Below are 23,023 nucleotides of genomic sequence, written 5' to 3'. Positions count from 1 at the left end.
GTTCTCCTCTGAGGGGGTTCGGGGCTGGGGGCGGTCGCGGGCGTCAGCCCGTCGTGACCCGGATGCTGTCGCGAGCGGCGTCGGCCACGGCGGTGGCGGTGAGGCCGTACTCGGTGTAGATGCGCTGGTAGTCGGCGCTGGCGCCGTACTGGTCGATGCCGACGATGCGGCCGTGGTCGCCCACGACCTCGCGCCAGCCCTGGGAGACGCCGGCCTCGACCGAGACGCGGGCCTTGAGGGTCGGCGGGATGACGGTGTCGCGGTAGGCCTCGTCCTGGGCGTCGAACCACTCACGGCAGGGCATCGAGACCACGCGGGCCTTGACGCCGTCCTCGGCGAGCAGGTCGCGGGCGGCGACGGCGATCTGGACCTCCGAGCCGGTGCCGACCAGGACGACGTCCGGGGTTCCGTCCTCGGCGTCGATGAGCACGTAGCCGCCCTTGGCGACGTCGTCGAGCCCGGCGTAGCCCTGCTCGCCGCGCGGGAAGACCGGCACGTTCTGGCGGGTCAGTGCGAGGGCCGAGGGCCGGTCGGTGTGGCGCAGCACCTGCGCCCAGCAGGCCGCGGTCTCGTTGGCGTCGGCCGGGCGGATGACGTCGAGGCCCGGCATGGCGCGCAGCGCGGCCAGGTGCTCGATCGGCTGGTGGGTGGGGCCGTCCTCGCCCAGGCCGATGGAGTCGTGCGTCCACACGTAGGTCACGGGCAGCCGGCTCAACGCGGCGACGCGGACGGCGCCGCGCATGTAGTCGCTGAAGGTCAGGAAGGTGCCGCCGAAGACGCGGGTCAGGCGGTCGGCCGCGATGCCGTTCATGATCGCGCCCATGCCGTGCTCGCGGATGCCGAAGTGCAGCACGCGGCCCTGGAAGGGGTCGCCGTCCCAGTCGTGGGTGCTGCGGTCCTTCGGCACGAACGACGGGGCGTCGGTGATGGTGGTGTTGTTCGAGCCGGCGAGGTCGGCCGAGCCGCCCCACAGCTCGGGCAGCACCGGGGCCAGTGCGTTGATGACCTTGCCGGACGCCGCCCGCGTGGCCATGCCCTTGGCGTCGGCCTCGAAGACCGGCAGCGCGTCGGCGAAGCTCTCGGGCAGCTGCCGCTGCTGCAGCCGGTTCAGCAGCTCGTCGCGATCGGGGTTGGCCGACCGCCACGCCTGGAAGTCGGCGTCCCACTCGCGGGCCCAGGCGCCACCGCGCTCGATCAGGCCGCGGGTGTGGGCGAGGACCTCGTCGGAGACCTGGAAGGTCTGCTCGGGGTCCCAGCCGAGCACCGTCTTGGTGGCCGCGACCTCCTCCTCGCCGAGCGCGTTGCCGTGGGCCTTCTCGGTGCCCTGGGCGTTCGGGGCCGGCCAGGCGATGACGGTGTCGAGCACGATCAGGCTGGGCTGGTCGGTGACCTCGGCCGCGGCGCTGATCGCGTCGTGCAGGGCGGGGACGTCCTCGGCGTACTTCTTGCCGCCACCGGTCCAGTCGACGGTCTGCACGTGCCAGCCGTAGGCCTCGTAGCGCTTGGCGACGTCCTCGGTGAAGGCGATGTCGGTGTCGCCCTCGATCGAGATGCGGTTGCGGTCGTAGACGACGGTGAGGTTGCCCAGGCGCTGCGTGCCGGCGATCGAGCTGGCCTCGCCGCTCACGCCTTCCTGCAGGTCGCCGTCGGAGCACAGCACGTAGACGTGGTGGTCGAACGGGCTCACGCCCTCGGCCGCGTCGGGGTCGAGCATGCCGTGCACCCGCCGGGCCGACATGGCCATGCCGACACCGTTCGCCACGCCCTGGCCGAGCGGGCCCGTGGTGACCTCGACGCCGGCGGTGTGGCCGAGCTCGGGGTGGCCGGGCGTCTTGCTGCCCCACGTGCGCAGCGACTTGAGGTCCTCGATCTCGAGGCCGAAGCCGCCGAGGAAGAGCTGCGTGTAGAGCGTGATGCTGGAGTGCCCGCACGAGAGCACGAAGCGGTCGCGGCCGACCCACTGCGGGTCGGCCGGGTTGTGCCGCATCACCTTCTGGAACAACAGGTAGGCCACCGGGGCCAGGCTCATCGCCGTGCCGGGGTGGCCGTTGCCGACCTTCTGCACGGCGTCCATCGCGAGCACCCGGGCGGTGTCGACCGCCCGGTCGTCGAGCTCGGTCCAGTCGAGGGCGGGGGTGTCGGTCACGAGGCTCCTTCGTGCGGGGGTCGCCGGGCCGGGTGCGGCTCGGGTGATTCCGAGCCTACTCACGCGCGGCGCTAGACTCCTACCGCCTGAGAGGGTCAAGGGCGCGCACCGCGCTCGGGCCCTGCCCACCGCTCCATTGACGTCATCCGAGGACCTGTGACCTACGTCGGCGAGTCGCGACCTGCAGTGCAGCAGCCCGACCCCGACGACGGCGCGTCCACGACGCCCACCGCCTCGTCCACGGCCTCGTTGAAGGACGTCGTCTCGGCCTACGTCGGGCTCACCAAGCCGCGCGTCATCGAGCTGCTGCTGCTGACCACGGTGCCGGTCATGTTCTTCGCCGAGCGCGGCGTCCCGGCGCTCGGTCTCGTGCTCGCCACCGTCGTCGGCGGCGCGCTGTCGGCGGGCTCGGCGTCCACCTACAACTGCGTCTACGACCGCGACATCGACGAGCAGATGCGGCGCACCCGTCGCCGCGCCCTGCCGCGCCACGTGGTCACGCCCCGGGCGGCGCTGGTCTTCGCCACCGTGCTCGCGATCGTCTCGACCGTGGTGCTGGCGGTGTGGGTCAACCCGCTGTCGGCGGCCCTGTCGCTGGGCGCCAACGCGTTCTACGTCTTCGGCTACACGATGCTGCTCAAGCGGCGCACCACCCAGAACATCGTCTGGGGCGGCATCGCCGGCTGCTTCCCGGCCCTCATCGGCTGGACCGCGGTCACCGGCGAGCTGTCGTGGGTGCCGGTCGTGCTGTTCGCCGTCGTCTTCTTCTGGACGCCGCCGCACACCTGGGCGCTCGCCCTGCGCTACCGCGAGGACTACGCCAACGTCGACGTGCCGATGCTGCCCGTCGTCCGGCCCGCCGCCGAGGTGGCCCGCCAGATCGTGCTCTACAGCTGGGTGATGGTCGCGACCTCGCTGCTGCTGTGGCCGGTCGCCGGCACCGGCCCGGTCTACCCCGTCGTCGCCGCCGTCCTCGGCGCGGTCTTCCTGCGCGAGGCACACCGCATGTGGTCGCGCTCGCGCGGCACCGAGGACCTCTCCGTCATCGCCCCGATGCGGCTGTTCCACCACAGCAACCTCTACCTCTCGCTGCTGTTCGTCGCCGTCGCGCTCGACCCGCTGCTGTTCTGAGCCGACACCGGCCCGGCGGGGGCTGGCCCGCGGCGCTCGGGGTCGGCGCTCAGGGTCGGTGGCGGGGTCGTGTGCCTGGGAGCGGTGCCTGGACCGTCGTGGGGCACACGACCCGATCTCCGACGGGACGGGACGGGACGGGACGGGAGCGGCCGGCAGAGCCGGGAGGGCTCAGCGTGCCCCGGCGGCGACCGGCCGGCCGACGTGCGGGTCGGGCGGGCGGCGCGAGGGCGCGTGGGGGAGGACCACCTCGAGCACGGCCCAGGTGGCGGCGACCGAGATGAGCGCGGCGCCGAGCATGTGGACGCCGACCAGCACCTCGGGCAGGTCGGTGAAGTACTGCACGAACCCGACCGTGCCCTGGGCCAGCTCGACGACCAGCAGCACGGCCACGGCGCGGCGCGCGCGCGAGCCGCGGTCGACGGCGAGCAGCAGGCCGACGGTGAGCCCGACCAGCAGGAAGACGGCGTCGGCGTGCAGCTGGCTCAGCTGCTGGGGGTCCAGGCCGTTGCGCGGGGTCTCGGCGTCGCCGGCGTGCGGGCCCGCCCCGGTGACGACCGTGCCGAGGTAGAGCACCACCCACGTCGTGGCGAGCAGCAGCCAGGCCAGCAGCGGCAACCGGCCGTGCGGCGTCCAGGTGGCGTCGGGGTCGCGGGTGCGGCGCAGGAACAGCACCGCCACGCCCACCATCGCCATCGAGACCAGCAGGTGCAGGGCGACGATCCACGGGTTGAGGTCGGTGAGCACCGTGATGCCGCCGATCACCGCCTGTGCGGGCACCCCGAGGGCGAGCACGAGGGCGTGGGCGCGCAGCTGGCGGCGTCCGGTCTGCCAGGCGGCGACGAACGTGGCGATCGCGACCGCGACCAGCACGAAGGTCAGCATGCGGTTGCCGAACTCGATGACGCCGTGCGCGCCGAGCTCGCCGTGCGGGCGGAACGAGGCGTCGGTGCAGCGCGGCCAGGTGGGGCAGCCGAGGCCGGACCCGGTGAGGCGCACGGCCCCGCCGGTGACGACGATGCCGATGTTGGCGACCAACGAGGCCCAGCCCAGCCGTCGCACGTGCGGGGCGAGGTCGATGCGGTTCAGGGTCACTCCCATGAGAAGGTCCGCGCCGTCGCGACGGCGCCGACGACGGCCCAGACGGCCAGCACCAGCAGGTCCTTGACGGCGACCGAGCCGGCGTCGAGGGCGGTGCGCACGGCCTCGCCGAGCGCGCCGGAGGGCAGCCAGGTGACGACCTCTCCGAAGCCGCCGTAGGCCGAGGCGGGCAGCACGACGGCGCCGCCGGCCAGCAGCAGCAGGTAGACGAGGTTGGCGGCGGCGAGCGTCGCCTCGGCGCGCAGCGAGCCTGCGACCAGCAGGCCGAGCGCGGCGAAGGCGGCGGTGCCCACCACGAGCGCCAGCACGAAGCCGAGCACGCCGACCAGCCCGGGGGACGGCGACCAGCCGAGCGCGAGGGCCACGGCGCCGATCACCACGACCTGCATCACCTCGACCGCGAGGATCGCCAGCACCTTGCCCACCAGCAGCCCGGTGCGCGAGAGCGGCGAGCTGCCCAGGCGCTTGATGACCCCGTAGCGCCGCTCGAACCCGGTGGCGATGGCCAGCGAGGTGAACGCCGTCGACATCACCGCCAGGGCCAGGACGCCGGGGGCGAGGGTGTCGACGCCGTAGGACAGGCCGACCCGCTCGGCCCCCCGCACGCCGCCGACCAGCACGATGACCGGGATGACGACCGCGAGGAGCAGCTGCTCGCCGTTGCGCAGCATGAGCCGGGCCTCCATCGAGGCCTGGGCGAGCACCTGACGGCCGAACGGCGCGGCGCCGGGCGCGGGGGCGAAGGTGGCGGCGGTGCTCACGCGGTGGCTTCCGGGACGACGTCCTGGCCGGTGGCGACGGGGTGGGCGGGCGCGGTGAGCTCGAGGAAGACGTCCTCGAGGTTGCGCTGGCCGAGGGTGAGCGAGACCGGCAGCACGCCGTTGGCCTCGCACCACCGCGAGACGGTGCCGAGGGTCGTGTGGTCGGCGGGTCCGGTGATGACCAGGCTGACGGCGTCCAGCTGACGCACCTCGGTGTGGGGGCCGAGCTCGGCGGCGAGCGAGACGGGCGCGCTGGGCGGGAACGGCTCGGTGACCACGAGCCGGATGGTGGCCACGGTGCTGCTGCGGGTGAGCTCGGTGGGCGTGCCGGAGGCGACGAGCGAGCCGTGGTCGACGATGTGGACGAGGTCGGCGAGCCGCTCGGCCTCGTCCATGTAGTGCGTGGTGAGGACGACGGTGACGCCGTCGCGGCGCAGCTCGTCGAGCAGCTCCCAGACGGTGCGGCGGACGGCGGGGTCGAGCCCGGCCGTGGGCTCGTCGACGAAGACCAGCTCGGGGCGGCCGACCAGCGCCATCGCCAGGCCGAGTCGCTGCTGCTGGCCGCCGGAGAGCCGGCGGTAGGCGGTGCGGCCGCAGTCGGCGAGGCCGAGCCGCTCGACCAGCAGGTCGACCTCGAGCGGGTGCGCGTGCAGCCGGGCGACGTGGCGGAGCATCTCGACCGCCCGCACCCCGCTCCAGGCGCCGCCGCTCTGCAGCATCACGCCGATGCGGGGGAGCAGCGCGCGACGGTCGCGCACGGGGTCGAGGCCGAGCACGCGCACCGACCCGCGCTGCGGACGGCGGTAGCCCTCGCACGTCTCGAGGGTGGTGGTCTTGCCGGCGCCGTTGGGGCCGAGGACGGCCGTGATCGTGCCCTGGTCGACCCGCAGGCTGAGGTCGTCGACCGCGACCTTCTCGCCGTAGGTCATCGTCAGCCCCTCGACGAGGACGGCGGGAGGAGCGGACACCTCCACAGTCTAGGTTTTCGGTGTGAGCGTGTGGCTGACAGGTGCCGTGGTCGTGCTCACGCTCGTCGCGGCGGTGGTGCTGGTGGTGGCGCTGGTGCGCGACGAGCCGGCCCAGGACCGCACCTTCGCGCTGCTCGCCGTCACCGAGGTGGTGCTGGTCGTGCAGCTGGTCGTCGGCTGCGTGCTGCTGGCCGGCACCGAGCGCGACGTGGACGGCGTCCTGTTCGTCAGCTACCTGGTCGGGGTGACGCTGGCGCTGCCGGTGGGGGTGTTCTGGTCGCTGGCCGAGCGCACCCGGGCCGGCACCGCCGTCCTGCTGGTCGCCGTGCTCACCGTCGTGGCGCTGCAGCTGCGGCTCGAGGTCATCTGGAGCGGCCGTGCGTGACGCCTCGCTGTCGAGCGGCCCCGGGCGGGTGCTCGTCTTCGTCTACGGCGTCTTCGCCGTCGCCGCCACCGGCCGCTCGCTGGTGCAGCTGGGCACCGAGGCCGACCGCGCGCCGGTCGCCTACACGCTCTCGCTGGTGGCGGCGGTCATCTACCTGGTCGCCACCACCTGCCTGCTGCGCGGCGGCGTCCGGGCCTGGCGGGTCGCGGTGGTGGCGTGCACGGTCGAGCTGGTCGGCGTCCTGGCGGTCGGCACGCTCTCCTACGTCGACACCGCCCTGTTCCCCGACCGCACGGTGTGGTCGCACTTCGGCCAGGGCTACGCGTTCCTGCCGCTGGTGCTGCCGTTCCTCGGGCTGGCGTGGCTGCGCGCCACCCGGCCGACGGCGGGCTGAGCGGTGTTCGAGGGGTTCGCGCTCGAGCACGTCGACGTCGGCGAGGTGGTGCTGCGGGTCCGTCACGGCGGCAGCGGGCCGCCCGTCGTCCTGCTGCACGGGCACCCCCGCACGCACACCACGTGGAGCCGGGTCGCGCCGCGGCTCGCCGAGCACCACACGGTGGTGTGCCCCGACCTGCGCGGCTACGGCCGCTCGACGCTGCCGCCGACGCGTCCCGACCACGCGCAGTCGTCGAAGCGGGCCATGGCGGCCGACGTCGTAGCGCTGATGCGCCACCTCGGGCACGAGCGGTTCGCCGTCGTCGGGCACGACCGCGGCAGCATCGCCGCCTACCGCACCGCGCTCGACCACCCGGACGCCGTCACCGCACTGGTGGTGATGGACGGACTGCCGGTCGTGGAGCACCTCGAGCGACTCAACCTCGACTTCGTGCGGGCGTGGTGGCACTGGTGGTTCCTGGCGCAGGCGGAGAAGCCGGCCGAGCGGGTCATCTGCGCCGACCCCGACGCCTGGTACGCCACCCCGGACGCCGACACGCTCGGCGCGGCCGAGCACGCCGACCTCTGGGCGGCCCTGCGCGACCCGGCCGTCGTCCACGGCATGTGCGAGGACTACCGCGCCGGTCTCGACGTCGACCGCGGCCACGACGAGGCCGACCGCGCCGCCGGGCGCCGCATCGCCTGCCCGACGCTGCTGCTGGCCGCCGAGCACGACGACATCGACATCCACGGCGACCCCGGCGAGATCTGGCGCCCCTGGGTCGCCGGGCCGCTGACCGTGCGCACGATCGACTCCGGCCACCACCAGGCCGAGGACGCCCCGGAGGCCGTCGCGGACGCCGTCCTCGCCCACCTCTCCTCGGCCGGCTCGGGCCCGGGGTAGGGGCGCGCAGGAGTCACCGGATATCCGGTGACTCCGGACGTTCTCAGCCGTTGCACCGGCCGAGAACGTCAGGAGTCGCCGGTGAACCGGTGACTCCTGCCGCCGCGGCGGACGTGCCCGGGGTCACTTAGGTTGACCTTGCTTGAACGGGCCGAGCCAATATCGGCACACTGGTGTTGTGGAATTCGGTCAGGGGGACTCGTCGACGCGTCAGCGCGTCGCGCGATCCATCCTCGACCACGGTCCCTCCACGGCCGCCGCGCTCGCCGAGCGGCTCGACCTGACGCCCGCCGCGGTGCGTCGCCACCTCGACCAGCTGGTCGACGACGGCGCCGTCGAGGCGCGCGACCCGCGCCCGGCCGCCAGCCGTGGCCGCGGTCGTCCGGCCAAGGTCTTCGCCCTCACCCAGGCCGGCCGCGACAGCTTCGAGAAGGCCTACGACGACCTCGCGGTCGCCGCGCTGCGGTTCCTCGCCGAGACCGGGGGCGAGGACGCCGTCCGCGCCTTCGCCCGGCAGCGGGCCACGGTGGTGGAGGAGCGGTTCACCGAGGTGCGCCGCGACCACCCCGACCTCGGCCCCGCGCAGGCGCTCGCCGCCGCGCTGTCGGAGGAGGGCTACGCGGCCAGCGTGCGCACCTCGCCGGTCGGCGCCCAGCTGTGCCAGCAGCACTGCCCCGTGAGCCACGTCGCCCACGAGTTCCCGCAGCTGTGCGAGGAGGAGACCGCGGCCATCTCGCGCGTGCTCGGCCGCCACGTGCAGCGGCTCGCGACGATCGCCCACGGCGACGGCGTGTGCACCACCTGCATCCCCGACGTCCCCGACGTCGCCCCGACCCCGAACCAGAAGGAGACGGTCACCTCATGACCTCGATCGAGGACCTCAACCCCGAGCTCAAGGACATCGGTCGCTACGAGTTCGGCTGGTCCGACTCCGACGCCGCCGGCTCCGTCGCCAAGCGCGGCCTGAGCGAGGAGGTCGTGCGAGACATCTCGGCCAAGAAGTCCGAGCCGCAGTGGATGCTCGACCTGCGCCTGAAGGGCCTCAAGCTCTTCGGTCGCAAGCCGATGCCCACCTGGGGCTCCGACCTCGGCGGCATCGACTTCGACAACATCAAGTACTTCGTGCGGTCCAGCGAGAAGCAGGCCGCCACCTGGGACGACCTGCCCGAGGACATCAAGAACACCTACGACAAGCTCGGCATCCCCGAGGCCGAGAAGCAGCGCCTGGTCTCCGGCGTCGCCGCGCAGTACGAGTCCGAGGTCGTCTACCACTCGATCCGCGAGGACCTCGAGGCCCAGGGCGTGCTGTTCCTCGACACCGACACCGCGCTCAAGGAGCAGCCCGAGCTGTTCCAGGAGTACTTCGGCACGGTGATCCCGGTCGGCGACAACAAGTTCGCCGCGCTCAACACCTCGGTGTGGTCGGGCGGCTCGTTCATCTACGTGCCGAAGGGCGTGCACGTCGACATCCCGCTGCAGGCCTACTTCCGCATCAACACCGAGAACATGGGCCAGTTCGAGCGGACGCTGATCATCGCCGACGAGGACTCCTACGTGCACTACGTCGAGGGCTGCACGGCGCCGATCTACTCCTCCGACTCGCTGCACTCCGCGGTCGTCGAGATCATCGTCAAGAAGGGCGCCCGCGTCCGCTACACGACCATCCAGAACTGGTCGAACAACGTCTACAACCTCGTCACCAAGCGCGCCACGTGCGAGGCAGGCGCCACCATGGAGTGGGTCGACGGCAACATCGGCTCGAAGGTGACGATGAAGTACCCCGCCATCTACCTCATGGGCGAGCACGCCAAGGGCGAGACGCTCTCGATCGCGTTCGCCGGCGAGGGCCAGCACCAGGACGCCGGCGCCAAGATGGTGCACGCCGCGCCGAACACCTCGAGCTCGATCCTGAGCAAGTCGGTGGCCCGCGGCGGCGGCCGGACGTCGTACCGCGGCCTGATCCAGGTCAACGAGGGCGCGCACGGCTCGAAGTCGAACGTGCTGTGCGACGCGCTGCTGGTCGACCAGATCAGCCGCTCCGACACCTACCCCTACGTCGACATCCGGGAGGACGACGTGTCGATGGGCCACGAGGCGAGCGTCTCGAAGGTCTCCGACGACCAGCTCTTCTACCTCATGTCACGCGGCATGGAGCAGGACGAGGCCATGGCGATGATCGTGCGCGGCTTCGTCGAGCCCATCGCCAAGGAGCTGCCGATGGAGTACGCCCTCGAGCTCAACCGTCTCATCGAGCTGCAGATGGAGGGGGCCGTCGGCTGACCCGCTCAGCCGTCCGCCCGCACAGAGTTAGGAAGTAGTACACACGTGACCGTCACCGACGCTGCTCGCGAGAGCGTGTCCTCCGCCCTCGAGGTGACCCCGGTGGAGTCCCACCTGCACCCCAAGGGCTCCTTCGAGGTCGCCGACCACCCCGCGCCCACCGGGCGCGAGGAGATCTGGCGCTTCACCCCGCTGCGCCGCCTGCGCGGCCTGCACGACGACGCCCCGTTCCTGCCCTCGGCCACGAGCTGTGAGTGGAACACGCCCGAGGGCGTGCGCATCGAGGGCGTCGACGGCGACGAGGCCCGCGCGCTGCGCGGCGTCAGCGGCTGGGTGCCCAACACCCGCTGGGGAGCCCGGGTGCTGGCCGAGGTCGAGTCGACGCTGCTCGTCGACGTCCCGGCCGAGGCCGAGGTCGCCGAGCCGATCGCGGTGCGCCTGCACGGCGACGACGTCTCGGTCACCGAGGCCGGGCACATCGTGCTGCGCTTCGGACGCCACAGCCGCGCGGTCGTCGTCCTGGAGCACCTGGGGTCCTCGACCATGGCGCAGGTCGTCGAGGTGCAGGTCGGCGACGGCGCCGACGTCACCGTGGTCTCGCTGCAGGACTGGGCCGACGACGCCGTCCACCTCACCCACCACCAGGCGCTCGTGGGCCGCGACGCCCGCTACCGCCACGCCGCCATCACCTTCGGCGGCGACCTGGTGCGCATGGACGCCAACGTCAGCTACGCCGGCCCCGGTGGCTCGGCCGAGCTGCTCGGCCTGTACTTCGCCGACGCCGGCCAGCACATCGAGCACCGCCTCTTCGCCGACCACGACGCCCCACACACCAAGAGCAACGTGGTCTACAAGGGCGCGCTGCAGGGCCAGGGCGCGCACACCGTGTGGGTCGGCAACGTGCTGATCCGCAAGGTCGCCGAGGGCATCGAGACCTACGAGGAGAACCGCAACCTCGTGCTCACCGACGGCTGCCAGGCCGACTCGGTGCCGAACCTCGAGATCGAGACCGGCGAGATCGAGGGCGCCGGCCACGCCTCCACCACCGCCCGCTTCGACGACGAGCAGCTGTTCTACCTGCGCTCGCGCGGCGTCTCGGAGCGCCAGGCCCGCCGCCTGGTGCTGCACGGCTTCTTCAACGACCTCATCCGCAAGGTCGGCGTGCCCTCGATCGAGGAGCGGCTGACCACCACCGTCGAGGCCGAGCTGTCGAAGAACGTGCTGCGCGACGACGTCGCCGACGTGGCCGTCGACGAGGTGGCCGAGCGCGTCGACACCGCGGAGGTCACCGCGTGAGCTTCGAGCGCGCGTGCGCCGTCGACGAGGTGCCGGCCGGCGAGGCGCTCGGCGTCAGCGTCGGCGGCCTCGACGTGGCCATCGGCCGTGACGGCGACGAGCTGTTCGCCGTCCACGACCTCTGCAGTCACGCCCACGTCGCCCTCAGCGAGGGCGAGGTCGAGAACTGCACAATCGAGTGCTGGCTGCACGGGTCGAAGTTCGACCTGCGCACCGGCAAGCCCACCGGGCTGCCCGCCACCGAGCCGGTGGCCACCTTCCCCGTCGACGTCCGCGACGGCGACGTCTACGTCGATGTCCAGACCACCCTGAACGGAGTCACCCCAGCATGAGCACGCTCGAGATCAAGGACCTGCACGTCGAGGTCGCCACCGAGGACGGCCCCAAGGCCATCCTCAAGGGCGTCACGCTGACCATCGGCGACGGCGAGACCCACGCGATCATGGGCCCCAACGGATCGGGCAAGTCGACCCTGGCCTACTCGATCGCCGGCCACCCCAAGTACGACGTCACCGGCGGCGAGGTGCTGCTCGACGGCGTCGACGTGCTGTCGATGAGCGTCGACGAGCGCGCCCGCGCCGGCCTGTTCCTGGCCATGCAGTATCCCGTCGAGGTGCCCGGCGTCTCGGTCGCGAACTTCCTGCGCACCGCCAAGACCGCCATCGACGGCGAGGCCCCGAAGCTGCGCACCTGGGTCAAGGACGTCAACGCCGCGATGGAGCAGCTCAAGCTCGACTCCACCTTCAGCCAGCGCAGCGTCAACGAGGGCTTCTCCGGCGGTGAGAAGAAGCGCCACGAGATCGCCCAGATGGAGCTGCTCGACCCCAAGGTCGCGATCCTCGACGAGACCGACTCCGGCCTCGACATCGACGCGCTCAAGGTCGTCTCCGACGGCGTGAACCGCTTCCGCGCCAAGGAGGGCAAGGGCCTGCTGCTCATCACGCACTACACCCGCATCCTGCGCTACATCGAGCCCGACTTCGTCCACGTCTTCGTCGACGGCCGGGTCGCCGAGCAGGGCGGCCCCGAGCTCGCCGAGCGGCTCGAGGCCGAGGGCTACGACCGCTTCACCAACGCCTCCGTCTGAGGCTCCCGCACCACCCCGCGCCACCCACCCGCCCGCCTGACGAAGGGACCGACGTGTCGACGCCGACCGCGTTCACCCTGCCGGGGCTGCTGCCCGAGCTCGAGGTCGTCCGCAAGGACTTCCCGATCCTCGAGCGCACGCTGCCCGGCGACCGGTCGCTGGTCTACCTCGACAGCGCCAACACCTCGCAGAAGCCGCAGTGCGTGATCGACGCGATGGTCGACCACCTCGAGCGCCACAACGCCAACATCGCCCGCGCCATGCACCAGCTGGGCGCGGAGTCGACCGAGGCGTTCGAGCAGGCCCGCGCCGACGTCGCGGCGTTCCTCAACGCCCCGCGCGTGGAGGAGGTGGTGTTCACCAAGAACGCCACCGAGGCGCTGAACCTGGTGGCCAACACGGTGCACCTGCAGCCCGGCGACAACGTCGTGATCACCGAGATGGAGCACCACTCCAACATCGTGCCGTGGCAGCTGGCCTGCGAGCGCTCGGGCGCCGAGCTGCGCTGGTTCGACCTGCAGACCGAGGGCGAGGACGCCGGCCGCCTCGACCTGGCCGGCGGTGACGCCCGTGGCGTGATCGACGAGAACACGAAGGTCGTCGCCTTCACCTGGGTCTCGAACATGCTGGGCACCGTCAACCCGGTGCGCGAGCTGGCCGACCGGGCCCGCGCCGTCGGCGCGATCAGCGTCGTCGACGCCTCGCAGGCCGCGCCGCAGCTGCCGGTCGACGTGCAGGAGGCCGGCGTCGACCTGCTGGCCTTCACCGGCCACAAGGTCTGCGGGCCCACCGGCATCGGCGTCCTGTGGGGCCGCTACGACCTGCTCGCCGCGCTGCCGCCGTTCCTCGGTGGTGGCGAGATGATCGAGACGGTCCGCATGGAGCGCTCGACCTTCGCGGCGCCGCCGCAGCGCTTCGAGGCCGGCACGCCGCCGATCGTCGAGGCCGTCGGCCTCGGCGCCGCGGTGCGCTACCTCGGCGACCTCGGCCTCGAGAACGTGCGCCGGCACGAGGAGGCCATCACCCGCTACGCGCTCGAGGGCCTGGCCACCGTGCCGGGGCTGCGGGTGCTCGGCCCGGGCATCGACGCCCCCGAGGGCCGCGGCGGAGCGATCGCCTTCGAGCTGGACGGCGTCCACCCCCACGACATCGCGCAGGTGCTCGATTCGCGCGGCGTCGCCGTCCGCGCCGGCCATCACTGCGCCAAGCCGGCCCACGCCCGCTACGGCGTGCAGAGCTCGACCCGCATGTCGTCGTACCTCTACACGACGCCGTCCGAGATCGACGCGCTGGTCGAGGGCCTGGAATACACCCGCTCGTACTTCAAGTTGGGCTGAACGATGTCTGCTGAGCTCGACTCCCTGTACCAGGACGTGATCCTCGACCACGCCAAGCGCCGCCTGGGCGCCGGGCTGCGCGAGCCCTTCGAGGCCGAGGTGCACCACGTCAACCCCACCTGCGGCGACGAGGTGACCCTGCGCGTCCACCTGGACGGCGGCACGGTCGCCGACATCTCCTACGACGCCCTCGGCTGCTCGATCTCGACCGCCTCGGCGTCGGTGATGACCGAGGTGCTCGTCGGCCGCCCCGTGGCGGAGGCCGAGACGGTGCTCGAGGAGTTCCTGGCCATGATGCGCGGCAAGGGCGCCTACGAGCCCGACGAGGACGTGCTCGAGGACGCCGTCGCCTTCCAGGGCACCGCCCGGCTCTCGGCGCGCGTCAAGTGCGCCCTGCTGTCGTGGATGGCCTACCAGGACGCCGTCACCCGCGCCGCCGATCCCGAGGAGACCCGATGACCATCGACAACAGCGACCTGCCCGAGGTGCCCGAGGCGGCTCCCGGCGGCGGCACCACCACGGTGAGCGTCGACGACGTCACCGAGGCGATGAAGGACGTCGTCGACCCCGAGCTCGGCATCAACGTCGTCGACCTCGGCCTGGTCTACGACGTGCACCTCGACGAGGGCCACAACTGCGTCCTCGACATGACGCTGACCTCCGCGGCCTGCCCGCTGACCGACGTCATCCAGGACCAGACCAACGCCGCCCTCGAGGGCCTGGTCAACGACGTCGCCATCAACTGGGTCTGGATGCCGCCGTGGGGTCCGGACAAGATCACCGAGGACGGCCGCGAGCAGCTCCGCGCCCTCGGTTTCAACGTTTGAGCCCGAGTCGTTCTGAGGAACGAAGGACGACTCGGTGGCGAGAAGGTTGAGCAAGCCCCGCGGCTGAGCTTGCGAAGCCGCGACGGGCGTGTCGAGACCACCGCAGCCGATCCACCCGACCCGCCCGAGGCTCCCTCGACCGTGGTGAGTCGCCTAGACGGACCCTGAGCCTGTCGAAGGGACGCCGTGCGCGGACGTCCGCATGGCGGGCCGGTGGTCTCGAGGCTCGTCGCCGGGGCTCCTCGCACCTCGACCATCGTCAGGCCCGGCCGCACGGGCCCTGAGCCTGTCGAAGGGACGCCGCGCGCGAACGTCCGCGTGGGAGGGCCGGTGGTTTCGACGACGCTCGCTGCTCAACCACCGGGGGTCGACGTCCACCCACGGTGGTCGAGGTGCGAGGCCGGCCACGGCCGAGCCTCGAGACCCGGTGAGGAGAACGGCGACCAAACCACACGGGCCCTGAGCCTGTCGAAGGGACGCCGGGCGCAAACGTCCGCATGCCCGGCCGGTGGTCTCGAGGCTCGTCGCCGGGGCTCCTCGCACCTCGACCATCGTCAGGCCCGGCCACATGGACCCTGAGCTCGTCGAAGGGACACTGTGCGCGGACGCTCGCTGCCCAACCACCGGGGGTCGACGTCCGCCCACGGTGGTCGAGGTGCGAGGCCGGCCACGGCCGAGCCTCGAGACCCGGTGAGGAGCACGGTGACCTGACCACACGGACCCTGAGCCTGTCGAAGGGACGCCGGTCGCGGACGTTCGCGTGGGAGGGCCGGTGGTTTCGACGACGCTTGCGCAGACGCTCGCTGCTCAACCACCGGGGTCGACGTCCGCTCGACCATCGCCCGACCGTCGGTGCCGGCCCTACTGCAGCAGGTCGACCGCGACCACGTCGCCGTCGGTGACGTAGACCGCGAGCGCGGCGTAGCTGCGGCAGTCGGACGGGCTGGCCTCGAGCAGCACCCGCGGGACGTCGGTGAACCCGGCCGGTGCGTCGTGGTCGACGCAGGTGACCTCGGACTCGCCGGTGACGTCGAACGGACCGTCCTGCAGTCCCACCTGGTCGAGCGGCGAGGAGCAGCTGCCGTCCTCGTTGGTGCAGATCTCCCACGCGGTGGGGTCGTCGGCGTCGGCGGCCGCGATCGTCGAGACCGGGTTGCCGCGCACGAACAGCTCGATCTCGTCGGCGGCGGGCACGTCGGCCTCCTGGCCGCGGGCGAAGGCGAGCACGGCCCGGCCGACGTCGGCGAGGCCCGGGTCGAGGGCCGGGGCGACGGCGACGTCGCTGTCCTGCGGCACCCCCACCGGGGCCGTCGAGGTGCTCGCGGCCGTCGGGTCGGCCGTCGTCCCACGGCCGGGGTCGCCGCCGTCCCCGTCGTCGGAGGCGCCGCAGCCGGCGAGCAGGGCGACCGCGAACGCGGCGCCAAGGGTGCGGGCGGAGGTCGTGAGGATCGTCATGGCTTCTCCCGAGTGGTCGGGCGCGGCTCTCGCGCCCGGCACTCGTTCGACGCCTCGACCCCGGCGCTTTGTTGCACTCAGGCGTCGTTGGCGCAGCGGAAGCCGATGTTGCCGCTGGCCGACTCGGCGGTGTTGCGCGAGCGGGCGGCCACCCGGTAGCGGTAGCAGTAGGAGTCGTGGCACAGGTAGGAGCCGCCGCGCATGACGCGCTCGACCTGGCCGTCGTCGTCCACCGAGCCGTCGGGACCGACGAGCGGGTCGACGACCTCGGTGCCGGCGCGGTCGGCGTAGGTGGTGGGGGAGAAGGCGTCGGCGCACCACTCCCAGACGTTGCCGACGGTCTGGTGCAGGCCGTGCGCGTTGGGCACGAACGCGGTGACCGGCGCGGTGCCGAGGTGGCCGTCGTCCAGCGTGTTGTGGGTGGGGAAGGTGCCCTGCCAGATGTTGCAGCGCCACCGGCCCTTGGGCAGCAGCTCGTCGCCCCACGGGAACCGGGCGCCCTCGAGGCCGCCGCGGGCGGCGTGCTCCCACTCCGCCTCGGTGGGCAGGCGCTTGCCGGCCCACCGGCAGTAGGCCTGCGCGTCGCGCCACGAGACGTGGACGACGGGGTGCTGGCGCAGGTCGGTGATGCTCGAGCGCGGCCCGGCCGGACGCCGCCAGCTCGCGCCCTTGACCGTCAGCCACCACGGCGTGCCGGTGGCCTGGCCCATCACGTCGCCCGGCGCGGCGTCGAGCAGGGCGTGGAAGACGGCGGAGAACCCGATCTCCTCGGCCTCGGTGACGTAGCCGGTCTGCTTGGCGAAGGTGGCGAACTGCGCGTTGGTGACGGTGGTGGCGTCCATCAGGAACGACGAGAGGCGGACGTCGTGCACGGGGCCCTCGCCGTCGGCCTCGTAGCCCTCGTGGTGGGCGTCGCCCATGCGCAGCAGCCCGCCGGGGACCGCGACCTGCCCGCGCGTGCTGCGCGCGCCGGCGGGCACGCCCGCGGCGCGGTCGGTGGTGGCGGTCGCGCCGGTGGTGCTCGGCGCGCAGCACGACGACATCCGGTGGCCTCCTGCTCGTAGTCGTTTGACTTGGTCGAGTTTATCCGGTTTGACTCTGTGCACCCGGCGCGGGGGGCACCCGCGCTCTCTCGGAGGAGCTCCCCATGCCCAGCCTGCCACCGCACGCCCGACCGACGCTGCACCGCGCCCGCCACCGGACCCTGGCCGCCGGCGCCGTGCTCAGCCTCGCCGCCGCCGTCCCGGTGGTGGCCGCCGACGCCGGCGCGGCCGGCCCGGCGCCGTCGTCCGACCTCGCGCGCAGCGCGCCGGTTCCCGCCCCGGCCGCGCCCGCCCCGGCGCCCGGCCGCGCCCCGCGGCCCAACATCGTCTTCGTCATGGCCGACGACCTCGGCTGGAGTGACCTGCGCACCGGCCGCGTCAACGGCGGCAACGGCAGCGACTTCGACGACACCCCGGCCATCGACCGCCTGGCCGAGCAGGGCATGAGCTTCGACAACGCCTACGCCTGCCTGAACTGCGCTCCGACCCGGATGGCGCTGCAGACCGGTCTCTACGCCACGCGTCCGCAGAACAACGTCTACATCGTCGACGAGCTCGACCGCGGCGGCGACGACACGCTGCTCGACGGCCCGCCCCAAGGGCGCGAGGACGAGGAGGTCGTGCTCGACCCGGCCAGCACCACCGTGGCCGAGACGCTGCGCGACTCGGGCTACCGCACCGGCTACGTCGGCAAGTTCCACGTCGCGCGCGACGGCGCCGAGATCGTGGCCGAGCACGGCTGGCAGGAGAACTTCGGCGGCACCCACGCGGGGGCGGCGTCGAACTACCACGCGGTCGACGGTGAGTTCGTCAACTCCGTCGGGCCCGAGCTCGACCGGTTCGCCGCCGACTACACGCAGGAGTACGTCGACGCGAACATCGCGCCGTACTCCTCCGGCGTGAGCCAGGCGCAGCTCGACGCGCTCGTGGGCACCGACAAGCACGTCAGCGACGCGCTCGCCGACGCGACGATCGACTTCATCGACCGCAACGACGACGAGCCGTTCTTCACCTTCCTCAGCACCTACGCGGTGCACAGCCCCGTCGGCGACGCGCAGGCCCGCGACGACCTGCTGGCCAAGTACCAGGCGCGGACGCCGGGGCAGGGCTCCCCGTCGCGGCCGTCGTACGCCGCGCTGGTGGAGGGTCTCGACCAGTCGGTGGCCCGCGTGGTCGAGCACCTCGAGACCACGCCCGACCCGCGCAACCCGGGGCACCCGCTGGCCGACAACACGCTGGTCGTCTTCACCTCCGACAACGGCGGCCGGGTCGACCTCGGCGCCTGGAACGGGCCGCTGCGCGGCCAGAAGGGCGAGCTGCGCGAGGGCGGCGTCCGTGTGCCGTGGGTCGTGTGGAGCGGCAACCCCGCGCTCGTGCGCGGCGGCACGGTCAACCACTCGCCGATCAACAGCACCGACCTCTACCCGACGCTGACCTCGCTGGCGCGCACCCGCCTGCCGCGCGGCGTCCCGTTCGACGGCGTCGACCTCAGTCGGGCGTTCTCCGGTGGCAAGAAGGTCGACCGGCCCCGGTTCGCGCACCTGCCCGGCTACCTGCTCGAGGGCGGGCGTGAGCAGCGTCCGGAGTCGACGATCCGCGCGGGCCGTCACAAGCTGGTCTACGGCTACGAGGACCAGTCGATCGAGGTCTACGACGTGGTCGCCGACCTCGGCGAGACGACCGACCTGTCCGAGACCCAGCCGCGGCTCACCGCCGACCTCGGACGACGGCTCGTCGACTGGCTCGACCGCACCGACGCGCCGTTGGCCACGCTGCGGGCGGGCCGCGACCCGCTCGTGATCGAGGTGCCCGCCGGCGTCACCTACGCCGACGGCCGCACCACGCGCCACCCGCGCCCGACCACGCTCACGATCGAGCCCGGCCAGGAGGTGCCGCTCGTCCTGCCGCTGGGGCGGTGATGATGGCGGGGTGCTCGACCTGCGCCCGATGTCCGTCGCCGACGCCGACGAGCTGTTCGTGATCTACCGCGACACGGCGATGTGGGCCTACGACCCCGCCCGGCGGCACGCCGACCCCGCCACGACCCGCTCCTACTGCGAGCGGGCCGCGGCGCGGTGGGACGTCGACGGGCTGTCGTACTGGACGGCGCGGCTGGCGTCGTCCGGCGAGGTGATCGGGTCGGGCGGCGCCCAGCGGCACACGACGCCTGGTGGGTCGGGCGGGTCCTGCTGGAACCTCAACTACCGCATCGCGACCGCCCACCAGGGGCACGGTCACGCCACCGCGCTGCTGCGCGCGGCCCTCGCGGCGGCGGCCGAGCGGGACGACGACCTCGCCCGCATCGCCTGGATCGACGCCACCAACCCGGCCTCGGCGCGGGTGGCGGCCCGAGCCGGCCTGCGCGACCACGGCGCCCGGCTCGGGGCCGCCGACCGGGTCGTGCGGCACGCCTGGACCGACCGGCCGCTGGACGACGTGCGGTTCCCGCCCGCGGGCTGAGCGGTAGTTTCGCCGGATGCCGCTCGTGCTGGTGCCGCTCGCCCGCTGGGAGCGGTGGGTCGAGAACTTCGAGCGCAGCCACGGCGCGACGACCTACGAGGTGGCCGACGGCGCGCTGCGGGGCCGCGCGGACGACGGCTCCGACGTCGAGGCGTCGCTGCCGTTCGGCGCGGCCTACGACGGTCCGGCCGACCCGGCGGCGCTCGGTGCGGCGCTCGCCCGGCCGGACGACTGGGGCGTGCTGCTGGCGCGCAAGGGGGGCTTCGCGGTGGCGCGGCTGGCGGGGGAGCGGGTCGTCGACTCGAAGGTCGGCCAGCGGCACGTGCAGGGGCGCACCAAGGCCGGCGGGCAGTCGCAGCAGCGGTTCGCCCGGCGGCGCGACAACCAGGCCCGGCAGGCCTACGAGGCGGCCGCGGGCCACGCGGCCCGCATCCTCGACGGGCTGCGCGGGCCGCTGGTGGTCGGCGGCGACCACACCGCGATCGAGGAGGTGCTGGCCGACCCCCGGCTGCGCGAGGCGCGCACCGTCGAGCCGTGGCTGCCGGTGCCCGACCCGCGGCGCGCCGTCCTCGAGGCGGCCGTGGCCGACGCCGGGTCGCTGCGGGTGTCGGTGACCAACGCGTGAGCGGTGACGTGCGGGTGCTGCTGCTCGCCGACACGCACCTGCCCAAGCGGGCGCGCGACCTGCCCGCCGAGGTGTGGGAGCAGGTCGAGGTGGCCGACGTCGTCGTCCACGCCGGCGACTGGGTCGAGGAGGCCACGCTCGACCGGCTGGAGGAGCGCGCGCGGCGGCTGGTCGGGGTGGCAGGCAACAACGACGGACCGGAGCTGTGGGCCCGGCTGCCCGAGGTGGCGCGGGCCGAGCTGGGCGGCGTCCGGTTCGCCGTCGTCCACGAGACGGGGAGCACGCAGGGACGCGAGGCGCGCTGCGACGCCGCCTACCCCGACGACGACGTGCTGGTCTTCGGGCACAGCCACGTCCCCTGGGACACCACCACCCCGCGCGGCCTGCGCCTGCTCAACCCCGGCTCGCCCACCGACCGTCGCCGCCAGCCGTTCTGCACGTACCTGACGCTCGTCGCCGGGGGTGGCCTCCTGCGGGACGTCGAGCTGCACCGCCTAACGCCCCGCTGAGCTGCGGCGGCGTCGACGGCCGGTGGTCTCGAGGCTCGTCGCCAGGGCTCCTCGCACCTCGACCATCGTGGGGGCCGGTCTGACGCGGGTCGAGGTGCGAGGCCGGCCACGGCCGAGCCTCGAGACCTCGCACGGCCGATGCGGACGTTCGCGTGGAGGGCCGCCGTCCTCCGGTGGTCGAGCAGGCCGAGCGTCTGCGCGAGGCCGTCGTCGAGACCCCGCGGCGTCAACGTCAACCCGACTCCACGGACCCTGAGCTTGTCGAAGGGCAGCCGCGCGTGAACGTTCACGTGCAGGGCCGGTGGTCTCGACGGCGCTCGTTCCTCGCTGCTCGACCACCGGCGGGGCCGCGGCGACGACGTCCCACCCCGCGGCGCGTGGTTCCAGTACCGTCCGGGCCATGTGGGAGCCCGAGCCGGGGTGGCACCCCCTGCCCGGCGGGCTGGGCGCCTCGACCGTGGGTGTGTGGCGCACCGCGCGGGGTGACGACCCGTTGGTGGTCAAGCGGGTGGCGGCGCCGGTGGCCGGCGACCCGCCCGAGCTGTCCGACCCGACCCACCACGCCTACTGGCGGCGCGAGGCCGACGTGCTCGCCACCGGCGTCGTCGCCGGCACCCGCGGCCTGCGCGGCGTCGTGGCCGCGACGGTCGAGGAGGACGCCGACGGCATCACCATCACCCGGCCGTGGGTCGAGGACGCCGCCCTCAGCGGGCTGTTCGTCGCCGTCTCGCTCGGCCGGTTCGCCCGGGCCGGCGTGCCCCGGCCGGCGTTCTGCGCCCGGCAGCAGCTGCGCACCCGGCTCGAGCGCACCGAGCGCCGCGGCGGCTGGCCGACGCTCGGCCGCACGACCGCCGCCGACGTCGCCGACCACCTCTGGTCGCGGCGCGAGACCTTCCTCGACATCCTCGACTCGCTGCCGCAGGTCTCGCAGCACGGCGACCCCTCGCACGCGAACATCCCGGGCCGCGACGGCGACGACGCCGTGGCCATCGACTGGTCGACCTTCGGCGTCGGCCCGGTCGGCGCCGATCTCGGCTACTTCTCCCTCATGGCCCGCGAAGAGCTCGACCCGCTGCTCGACGCCTACCGCCTCGGCCTCGACGACCCGCGCGGCAGCGGCGAGCCGGTCGACGTCGACGACGTCGTCCTCGGCGCGCGCATCACCGCCGTCTACACCGGCTTCGGCCGGGCCGAGTGGGCGCTGGCCCGGGTGGCGGGCGGCGAGGGCGCGCTGGCGGGCAAGTTCCGCCATCCGTCCGTGGCGCCCTACCTGCGCGCGCTGCAGCGCCAGTCGGCCTCGGTCGAGGCGCTGCTCGGCTGGTAGCCCGTCGACAGGCTCTCTTCGACAGGCTCTTTCGACGGGCTCAGGGTCCGTGGTCGGTCAGACGCGGTCGGCGCCGAAGGTGTCGCAGTCCTCGACGCTGCCGCCCTCGTAGCCGGTGCGGAACCACGTCTGGCGCTGCTCGGCCGAGCCGTGGGTCCAGGTCTCCGGCGTGACCTGGCCGCCGGTCTGCTCCTGGATGCGGTCGTCGCCGACGGCGGCGGCGGCCTCGAGGGCGAGGCGGATGTCGTCGTCGGTCAGCTCGTCGATGAGCACGTTGCCGTCGGCGTCCTCGGTGGTGGTGGCGCCGCGGGCCCAGAGACCGGCGTAGCAGTCGGCCTGCAGCTCGAGCCGGACGCCGCTGCTCTGCGGGCCGGTGTCGCCGCGCACCTGGCCGAGGTTGCCCTGCAGGTTGGAGATGTGGTGGCCGAACTCGTGCGCCAGCACGTAGGGCTCGACGAAGCCGCCGTCGGGGCCGCCGAGCTGCTTCTCGAGCACCTCGTCGAAGAAGCCGGTGTCGAGGTAGATGGTGCGGTCGGTGGGGCAGTAGAACGGGCCCACGGCCGAGGTGGCGCCGCCGCAGCCGGTGTCGACCGAGCCGGTGAACGTCACGATCGCCTCCTCGGGCTCGAACTCGTCGCCGAGGGTGTCGGACCAGAAGTCGTAGAGGGAGTTCTCGACCGCCACGCGTGCGCAGTCGCTGCTCTCGTTGGCGTCGGCGCCGGTCTCGCAGCCGGCGTAGCGCTCGGAGTCGGCGAGGCGGGACGAGTCGTACGTCGACGACGCCGGCGAGGTGGTGCTGCCACCCCCGGTGTCGCTGCCCCCGAAGACCTGGATGGCCACGAACACGATGACGACGATCAGGCCGACGACCCCACCGCCGCCGGCGACGCCGCCGGGCAGGGACATCGACCGGGTGCCGCCGCCGCGGCTGCTGCCGCGCCCGGCGTCGCGGACGCGGCTGCGGTCGAGACGGGCCTTGGGGTTGAAGCGCACCCGGTGAGCCTAGGGC

The 23,023-nt window shown here is 73.2% G+C and carries 24 protein-coding genes; 17 read left to right on the top strand and 7 right to left on the bottom strand.

The genetic code is table 11. The annotated features are described in order from the left end of the window. Positions 1-43 precede the first annotated feature (43 nt). A complete protein-coding gene (gene tkt, locus ABEA04_RS12455) occupies positions 44-2,146 on the bottom strand; it encodes a transketolase (protein ID WP_345458797.1) in 2,103 nt (700 codons plus the stop codon). A 156-nt stretch (positions 2,147-2,302) separates the two neighbouring features. Between tkt and ABEA04_RS12450 the strand changes: the two genes are divergently transcribed. Then, complete coding sequence (locus tag ABEA04_RS12450; RefSeq protein WP_425577025.1) at positions 2,303-3,277, top strand: heme o synthase; 975 nt, start codon at positions 2,303-2,305, stop codon at positions 3,275-3,277. A 171-nt stretch (positions 3,278-3,448) separates the two neighbouring features. Here ABEA04_RS12450 and ABEA04_RS12445 read toward each other — a convergent pair whose 3' ends face one another. Genes ABEA04_RS12445 through ABEA04_RS12435 form a run of 3 tightly spaced genes read right to left on the bottom strand, consistent with a single transcriptional unit; the run spans position 3,449 to position 6,107 of the window. Beyond that, complete coding sequence (locus tag ABEA04_RS12445; RefSeq protein ID WP_345458793.1) at positions 3,449-4,378, bottom strand: COX15/CtaA family protein; 930 nt, start codon at positions 4,376-4,378, stop codon at positions 3,449-3,451. Further along, entirely contained in the window at positions 4,369-5,139 is a 771-nt protein-coding gene (locus tag ABEA04_RS12440; protein WP_345458791.1) for an ABC transporter permease, read from the bottom strand. The genes ABEA04_RS12445 and ABEA04_RS12440 overlap by 10 nt, the downstream gene beginning before the upstream one ends. Then, on the bottom strand, positions 5,136-6,107 hold the full coding sequence (locus tag ABEA04_RS12435; protein WP_345458789.1) for an ABC transporter ATP-binding protein: 972 nt from the start codon (positions 6,105-6,107) through the stop codon (positions 5,136-5,138). The genes ABEA04_RS12440 and ABEA04_RS12435 overlap by 4 nt, the downstream gene beginning before the upstream one ends. A 22-nt stretch (positions 6,108-6,129) precedes the next feature. Between ABEA04_RS12435 and ABEA04_RS12430 the strand changes: the two genes are divergently transcribed. The 11 genes from ABEA04_RS12430 (at position 6,130) to ABEA04_RS12380 (ending at position 14,598) form a co-directional block, all read left to right on the top strand. Then, positions 6,130-6,492, top strand: coding sequence for a hypothetical protein (locus ABEA04_RS12430; protein WP_345458788.1), 363 nt, complete (start codon positions 6,130-6,132; stop codon positions 6,490-6,492). Continuing rightward, positions 6,485-6,886, top strand: coding sequence for a hypothetical protein (locus ABEA04_RS12425; protein WP_345458786.1), 402 nt, complete (start codon positions 6,485-6,487; stop codon positions 6,884-6,886). Before ABEA04_RS12430 ends, ABEA04_RS12425 begins: the two co-directional genes overlap by 8 nt. 3 nt (positions 6,887-6,889) lie before the next feature. Continuing rightward, the gene (locus ABEA04_RS12420) at positions 6,890-7,771 is read left to right on the top strand and encodes an alpha/beta fold hydrolase (RefSeq protein ID WP_345458785.1); all 882 of its coding nucleotides are present in this window, start codon (positions 6,890-6,892) and stop codon (positions 7,769-7,771) included. Positions 7,772-7,949: 178 nt separating this feature from the next. Next, the gene (locus ABEA04_RS12415; RefSeq protein WP_345458784.1) at positions 7,950-8,636 is read left to right on the top strand and encodes a helix-turn-helix transcriptional regulator; all 687 of its coding nucleotides are present in this window, start codon (positions 7,950-7,952) and stop codon (positions 8,634-8,636) included. After that, the gene (sufB, locus tag ABEA04_RS12410; RefSeq protein WP_345458783.1) at positions 8,633-10,051 is read left to right on the top strand and encodes a Fe-S cluster assembly protein SufB; all 1,419 of its coding nucleotides are present in this window, start codon (positions 8,633-8,635) and stop codon (positions 10,049-10,051) included. Before ABEA04_RS12415 ends, sufB begins: the two co-directional genes overlap by 4 nt. A gap of 45 nt (positions 10,052-10,096) precedes the next feature. After that, positions 10,097-11,347 carry a Fe-S cluster assembly protein SufD gene (gene sufD / locus ABEA04_RS12405; RefSeq protein ID WP_345458782.1) on the top strand — a complete coding sequence of 417 codons (1,251 nt, stop codon included), beginning with the start codon at positions 10,097-10,099 and terminating at the stop codon, positions 11,345-11,347. Beyond that, positions 11,344-11,679 carry a bifunctional 3-phenylpropionate/cinnamic acid dioxygenase ferredoxin subunit gene (locus ABEA04_RS12400; protein WP_345458780.1) on the top strand — a complete coding sequence of 112 codons (336 nt, stop codon included), beginning with the start codon at positions 11,344-11,346 and terminating at the stop codon, positions 11,677-11,679. The genes sufD and ABEA04_RS12400 overlap by 4 nt, the downstream gene beginning before the upstream one ends. Beyond that, on the top strand, positions 11,676-12,434 hold the full coding sequence (sufC, locus tag ABEA04_RS12395; RefSeq protein ID WP_345458778.1) for a Fe-S cluster assembly ATPase SufC: 759 nt from the start codon (positions 11,676-11,678) through the stop codon (positions 12,432-12,434). Before ABEA04_RS12400 ends, sufC begins: the two co-directional genes overlap by 4 nt. 53 nt (positions 12,435-12,487) lie before the next feature. Next, positions 12,488-13,771: a SufS family cysteine desulfurase gene (locus ABEA04_RS12390; RefSeq protein WP_425577024.1), complete on the top strand. Its 1,284-nt coding sequence runs from the start codon at positions 12,488-12,490 to the stop codon at positions 13,769-13,771. 3 nt (positions 13,772-13,774) lie between these two features. Then, entirely contained in the window at positions 13,775-14,230 is a 456-nt protein-coding gene (gene sufU, locus ABEA04_RS12385; protein ID WP_345458776.1) for a Fe-S cluster assembly sulfur transfer protein SufU, read from the top strand. Beyond that, positions 14,227-14,598, top strand: a complete 372-nt coding sequence (locus ABEA04_RS12380) for a metal-sulfur cluster assembly factor (protein WP_345458774.1) — start codon at positions 14,227-14,229, stop codon at positions 14,596-14,598. The genes sufU and ABEA04_RS12380 overlap by 4 nt, the downstream gene beginning before the upstream one ends. 861 nt (positions 14,599-15,459) lie before the next feature. On the opposite strand, the gene ABEA04_RS12375 is transcribed toward ABEA04_RS12380, so the two are convergent. Together ABEA04_RS12375 and ABEA04_RS12370 are read right to left on the bottom strand one after the other, a co-directional pair. Further along, the gene (locus tag ABEA04_RS12375; RefSeq protein ID WP_345458772.1) at positions 15,460-16,053 is read right to left on the bottom strand and encodes a hypothetical protein; all 594 of its coding nucleotides are present in this window, start codon (positions 16,051-16,053) and stop codon (positions 15,460-15,462) included. A 77-nt stretch (positions 16,054-16,130) separates the two neighbouring features. Next, positions 16,131-17,096: a formylglycine-generating enzyme family protein gene (locus tag ABEA04_RS12370; protein ID WP_345458771.1), complete on the bottom strand. Its 966-nt coding sequence runs from the start codon at positions 17,094-17,096 to the stop codon at positions 16,131-16,133. Positions 17,097-17,200: 104 nt separating this feature from the next. On the opposite strand from ABEA04_RS12370, the gene ABEA04_RS12365 reads away from it, so the two are divergent. From ABEA04_RS12365 to ABEA04_RS12345, 5 genes are all read left to right on the top strand, one after another. Beyond that, entirely contained in the window at positions 17,201-19,015 is a 1,815-nt protein-coding gene (locus ABEA04_RS12365) for a sulfatase (protein WP_345458769.1), read from the top strand. Positions 19,016-19,025: 10 nt separating this feature from the next. Beyond that, positions 19,026-19,556: a GNAT family N-acetyltransferase gene (locus tag ABEA04_RS12360; RefSeq protein ID WP_345458767.1), complete on the top strand. Its 531-nt coding sequence runs from the start codon at positions 19,026-19,028 to the stop codon at positions 19,554-19,556. Between the two features lie 16 nt (positions 19,557-19,572). Then, positions 19,573-20,181, top strand: a complete 609-nt coding sequence (locus ABEA04_RS12355) for an acVLRF1 family peptidyl-tRNA hydrolase (RefSeq protein ID WP_345458765.1) — start codon at positions 19,573-19,575, stop codon at positions 20,179-20,181. Further along, positions 20,178-20,690, top strand: coding sequence for a metallophosphoesterase family protein (locus tag ABEA04_RS12350; protein ID WP_345458763.1), 513 nt, complete (start codon positions 20,178-20,180; stop codon positions 20,688-20,690). The genes ABEA04_RS12355 and ABEA04_RS12350 overlap by 4 nt, the downstream gene beginning before the upstream one ends. Before the next feature lie 400 nt (positions 20,691-21,090). Further along, a complete protein-coding gene (locus tag ABEA04_RS12345) occupies positions 21,091-22,014 on the top strand; it encodes a phosphotransferase (protein WP_345458761.1) in 924 nt (307 codons plus the stop codon). Between the two features lie 57 nt (positions 22,015-22,071). Here ABEA04_RS12345 and ypfJ read toward each other — a convergent pair whose 3' ends face one another. Further along, positions 22,072-23,007, bottom strand: coding sequence for a KPN_02809 family neutral zinc metallopeptidase (gene ypfJ, locus ABEA04_RS12340; protein ID WP_345458759.1), 936 nt, complete (start codon positions 23,005-23,007; stop codon positions 22,072-22,074). Positions 23,008-23,023: the final 16 nt, after the last annotated feature.

Source organism: Nocardioides marinquilinus (assembly GCF_039543705.1).
In the GTDB taxonomy this organism is placed as follows: domain Bacteria; phylum Actinomycetota; class Actinomycetes; order Propionibacteriales; family Nocardioidaceae; genus Nocardioides; species Nocardioides marinquilinus.
Note: the sequence above shows the minus strand (reverse complement) of the source record. Positions and strands in the feature narration are given on the sequence as shown.

What these genes read in the sequence shown, in the direction of transcription:
- ABEA04_RS12445 (WP_345458793.1), bottom strand. Translation starts at nt 4,378, where the DNA reads ATGGGAGTGACCCTGAACCGCATCGACCTCGCCCCGCACGTGCGACGG.
- sufB (WP_345458783.1), top strand. Translation starts at nt 8,633, where the DNA reads ATGACCTCGATCGAGGACCTCAACCCCGAGCTCAAGGACATCGGTCGC.
- sufC (WP_345458778.1), top strand. Translation starts at nt 11,676, where the DNA reads ATGAGCACGCTCGAGATCAAGGACCTGCACGTCGAGGTCGCCACCGAG.
- sufU (WP_345458776.1), top strand. Translation starts at nt 13,775, where the DNA reads ATGTCTGCTGAGCTCGACTCCCTGTACCAGGACGTGATCCTCGACCAC.
- ABEA04_RS12380 (WP_345458774.1), top strand. Translation starts at nt 14,227, where the DNA reads ATGACCATCGACAACAGCGACCTGCCCGAGGTGCCCGAGGCGGCTCCC.
- ABEA04_RS12375 (WP_345458772.1), bottom strand. Translation starts at nt 16,053, where the DNA reads ATGACGATCCTCACGACCTCCGCCCGCACCCTTGGCGCCGCGTTCGCG.
- ABEA04_RS12370 (WP_345458771.1), bottom strand. Translation starts at nt 17,096, where the DNA reads ATGTCGTCGTGCTGCGCGCCGAGCACCACCGGCGCGACCGCCACCACC.
- ABEA04_RS12365 (WP_345458769.1), top strand. Translation starts at nt 17,201, where the DNA reads ATGCCCAGCCTGCCACCGCACGCCCGACCGACGCTGCACCGCGCCCGC.
- ABEA04_RS12355 (WP_345458765.1), top strand. Translation starts at nt 19,573, where the DNA reads ATGCCGCTCGTGCTGGTGCCGCTCGCCCGCTGGGAGCGGTGGGTCGAG.
- ABEA04_RS12345 (WP_345458761.1), top strand. Translation starts at nt 21,091, where the DNA reads ATGTGGGAGCCCGAGCCGGGGTGGCACCCCCTGCCCGGCGGGCTGGGC.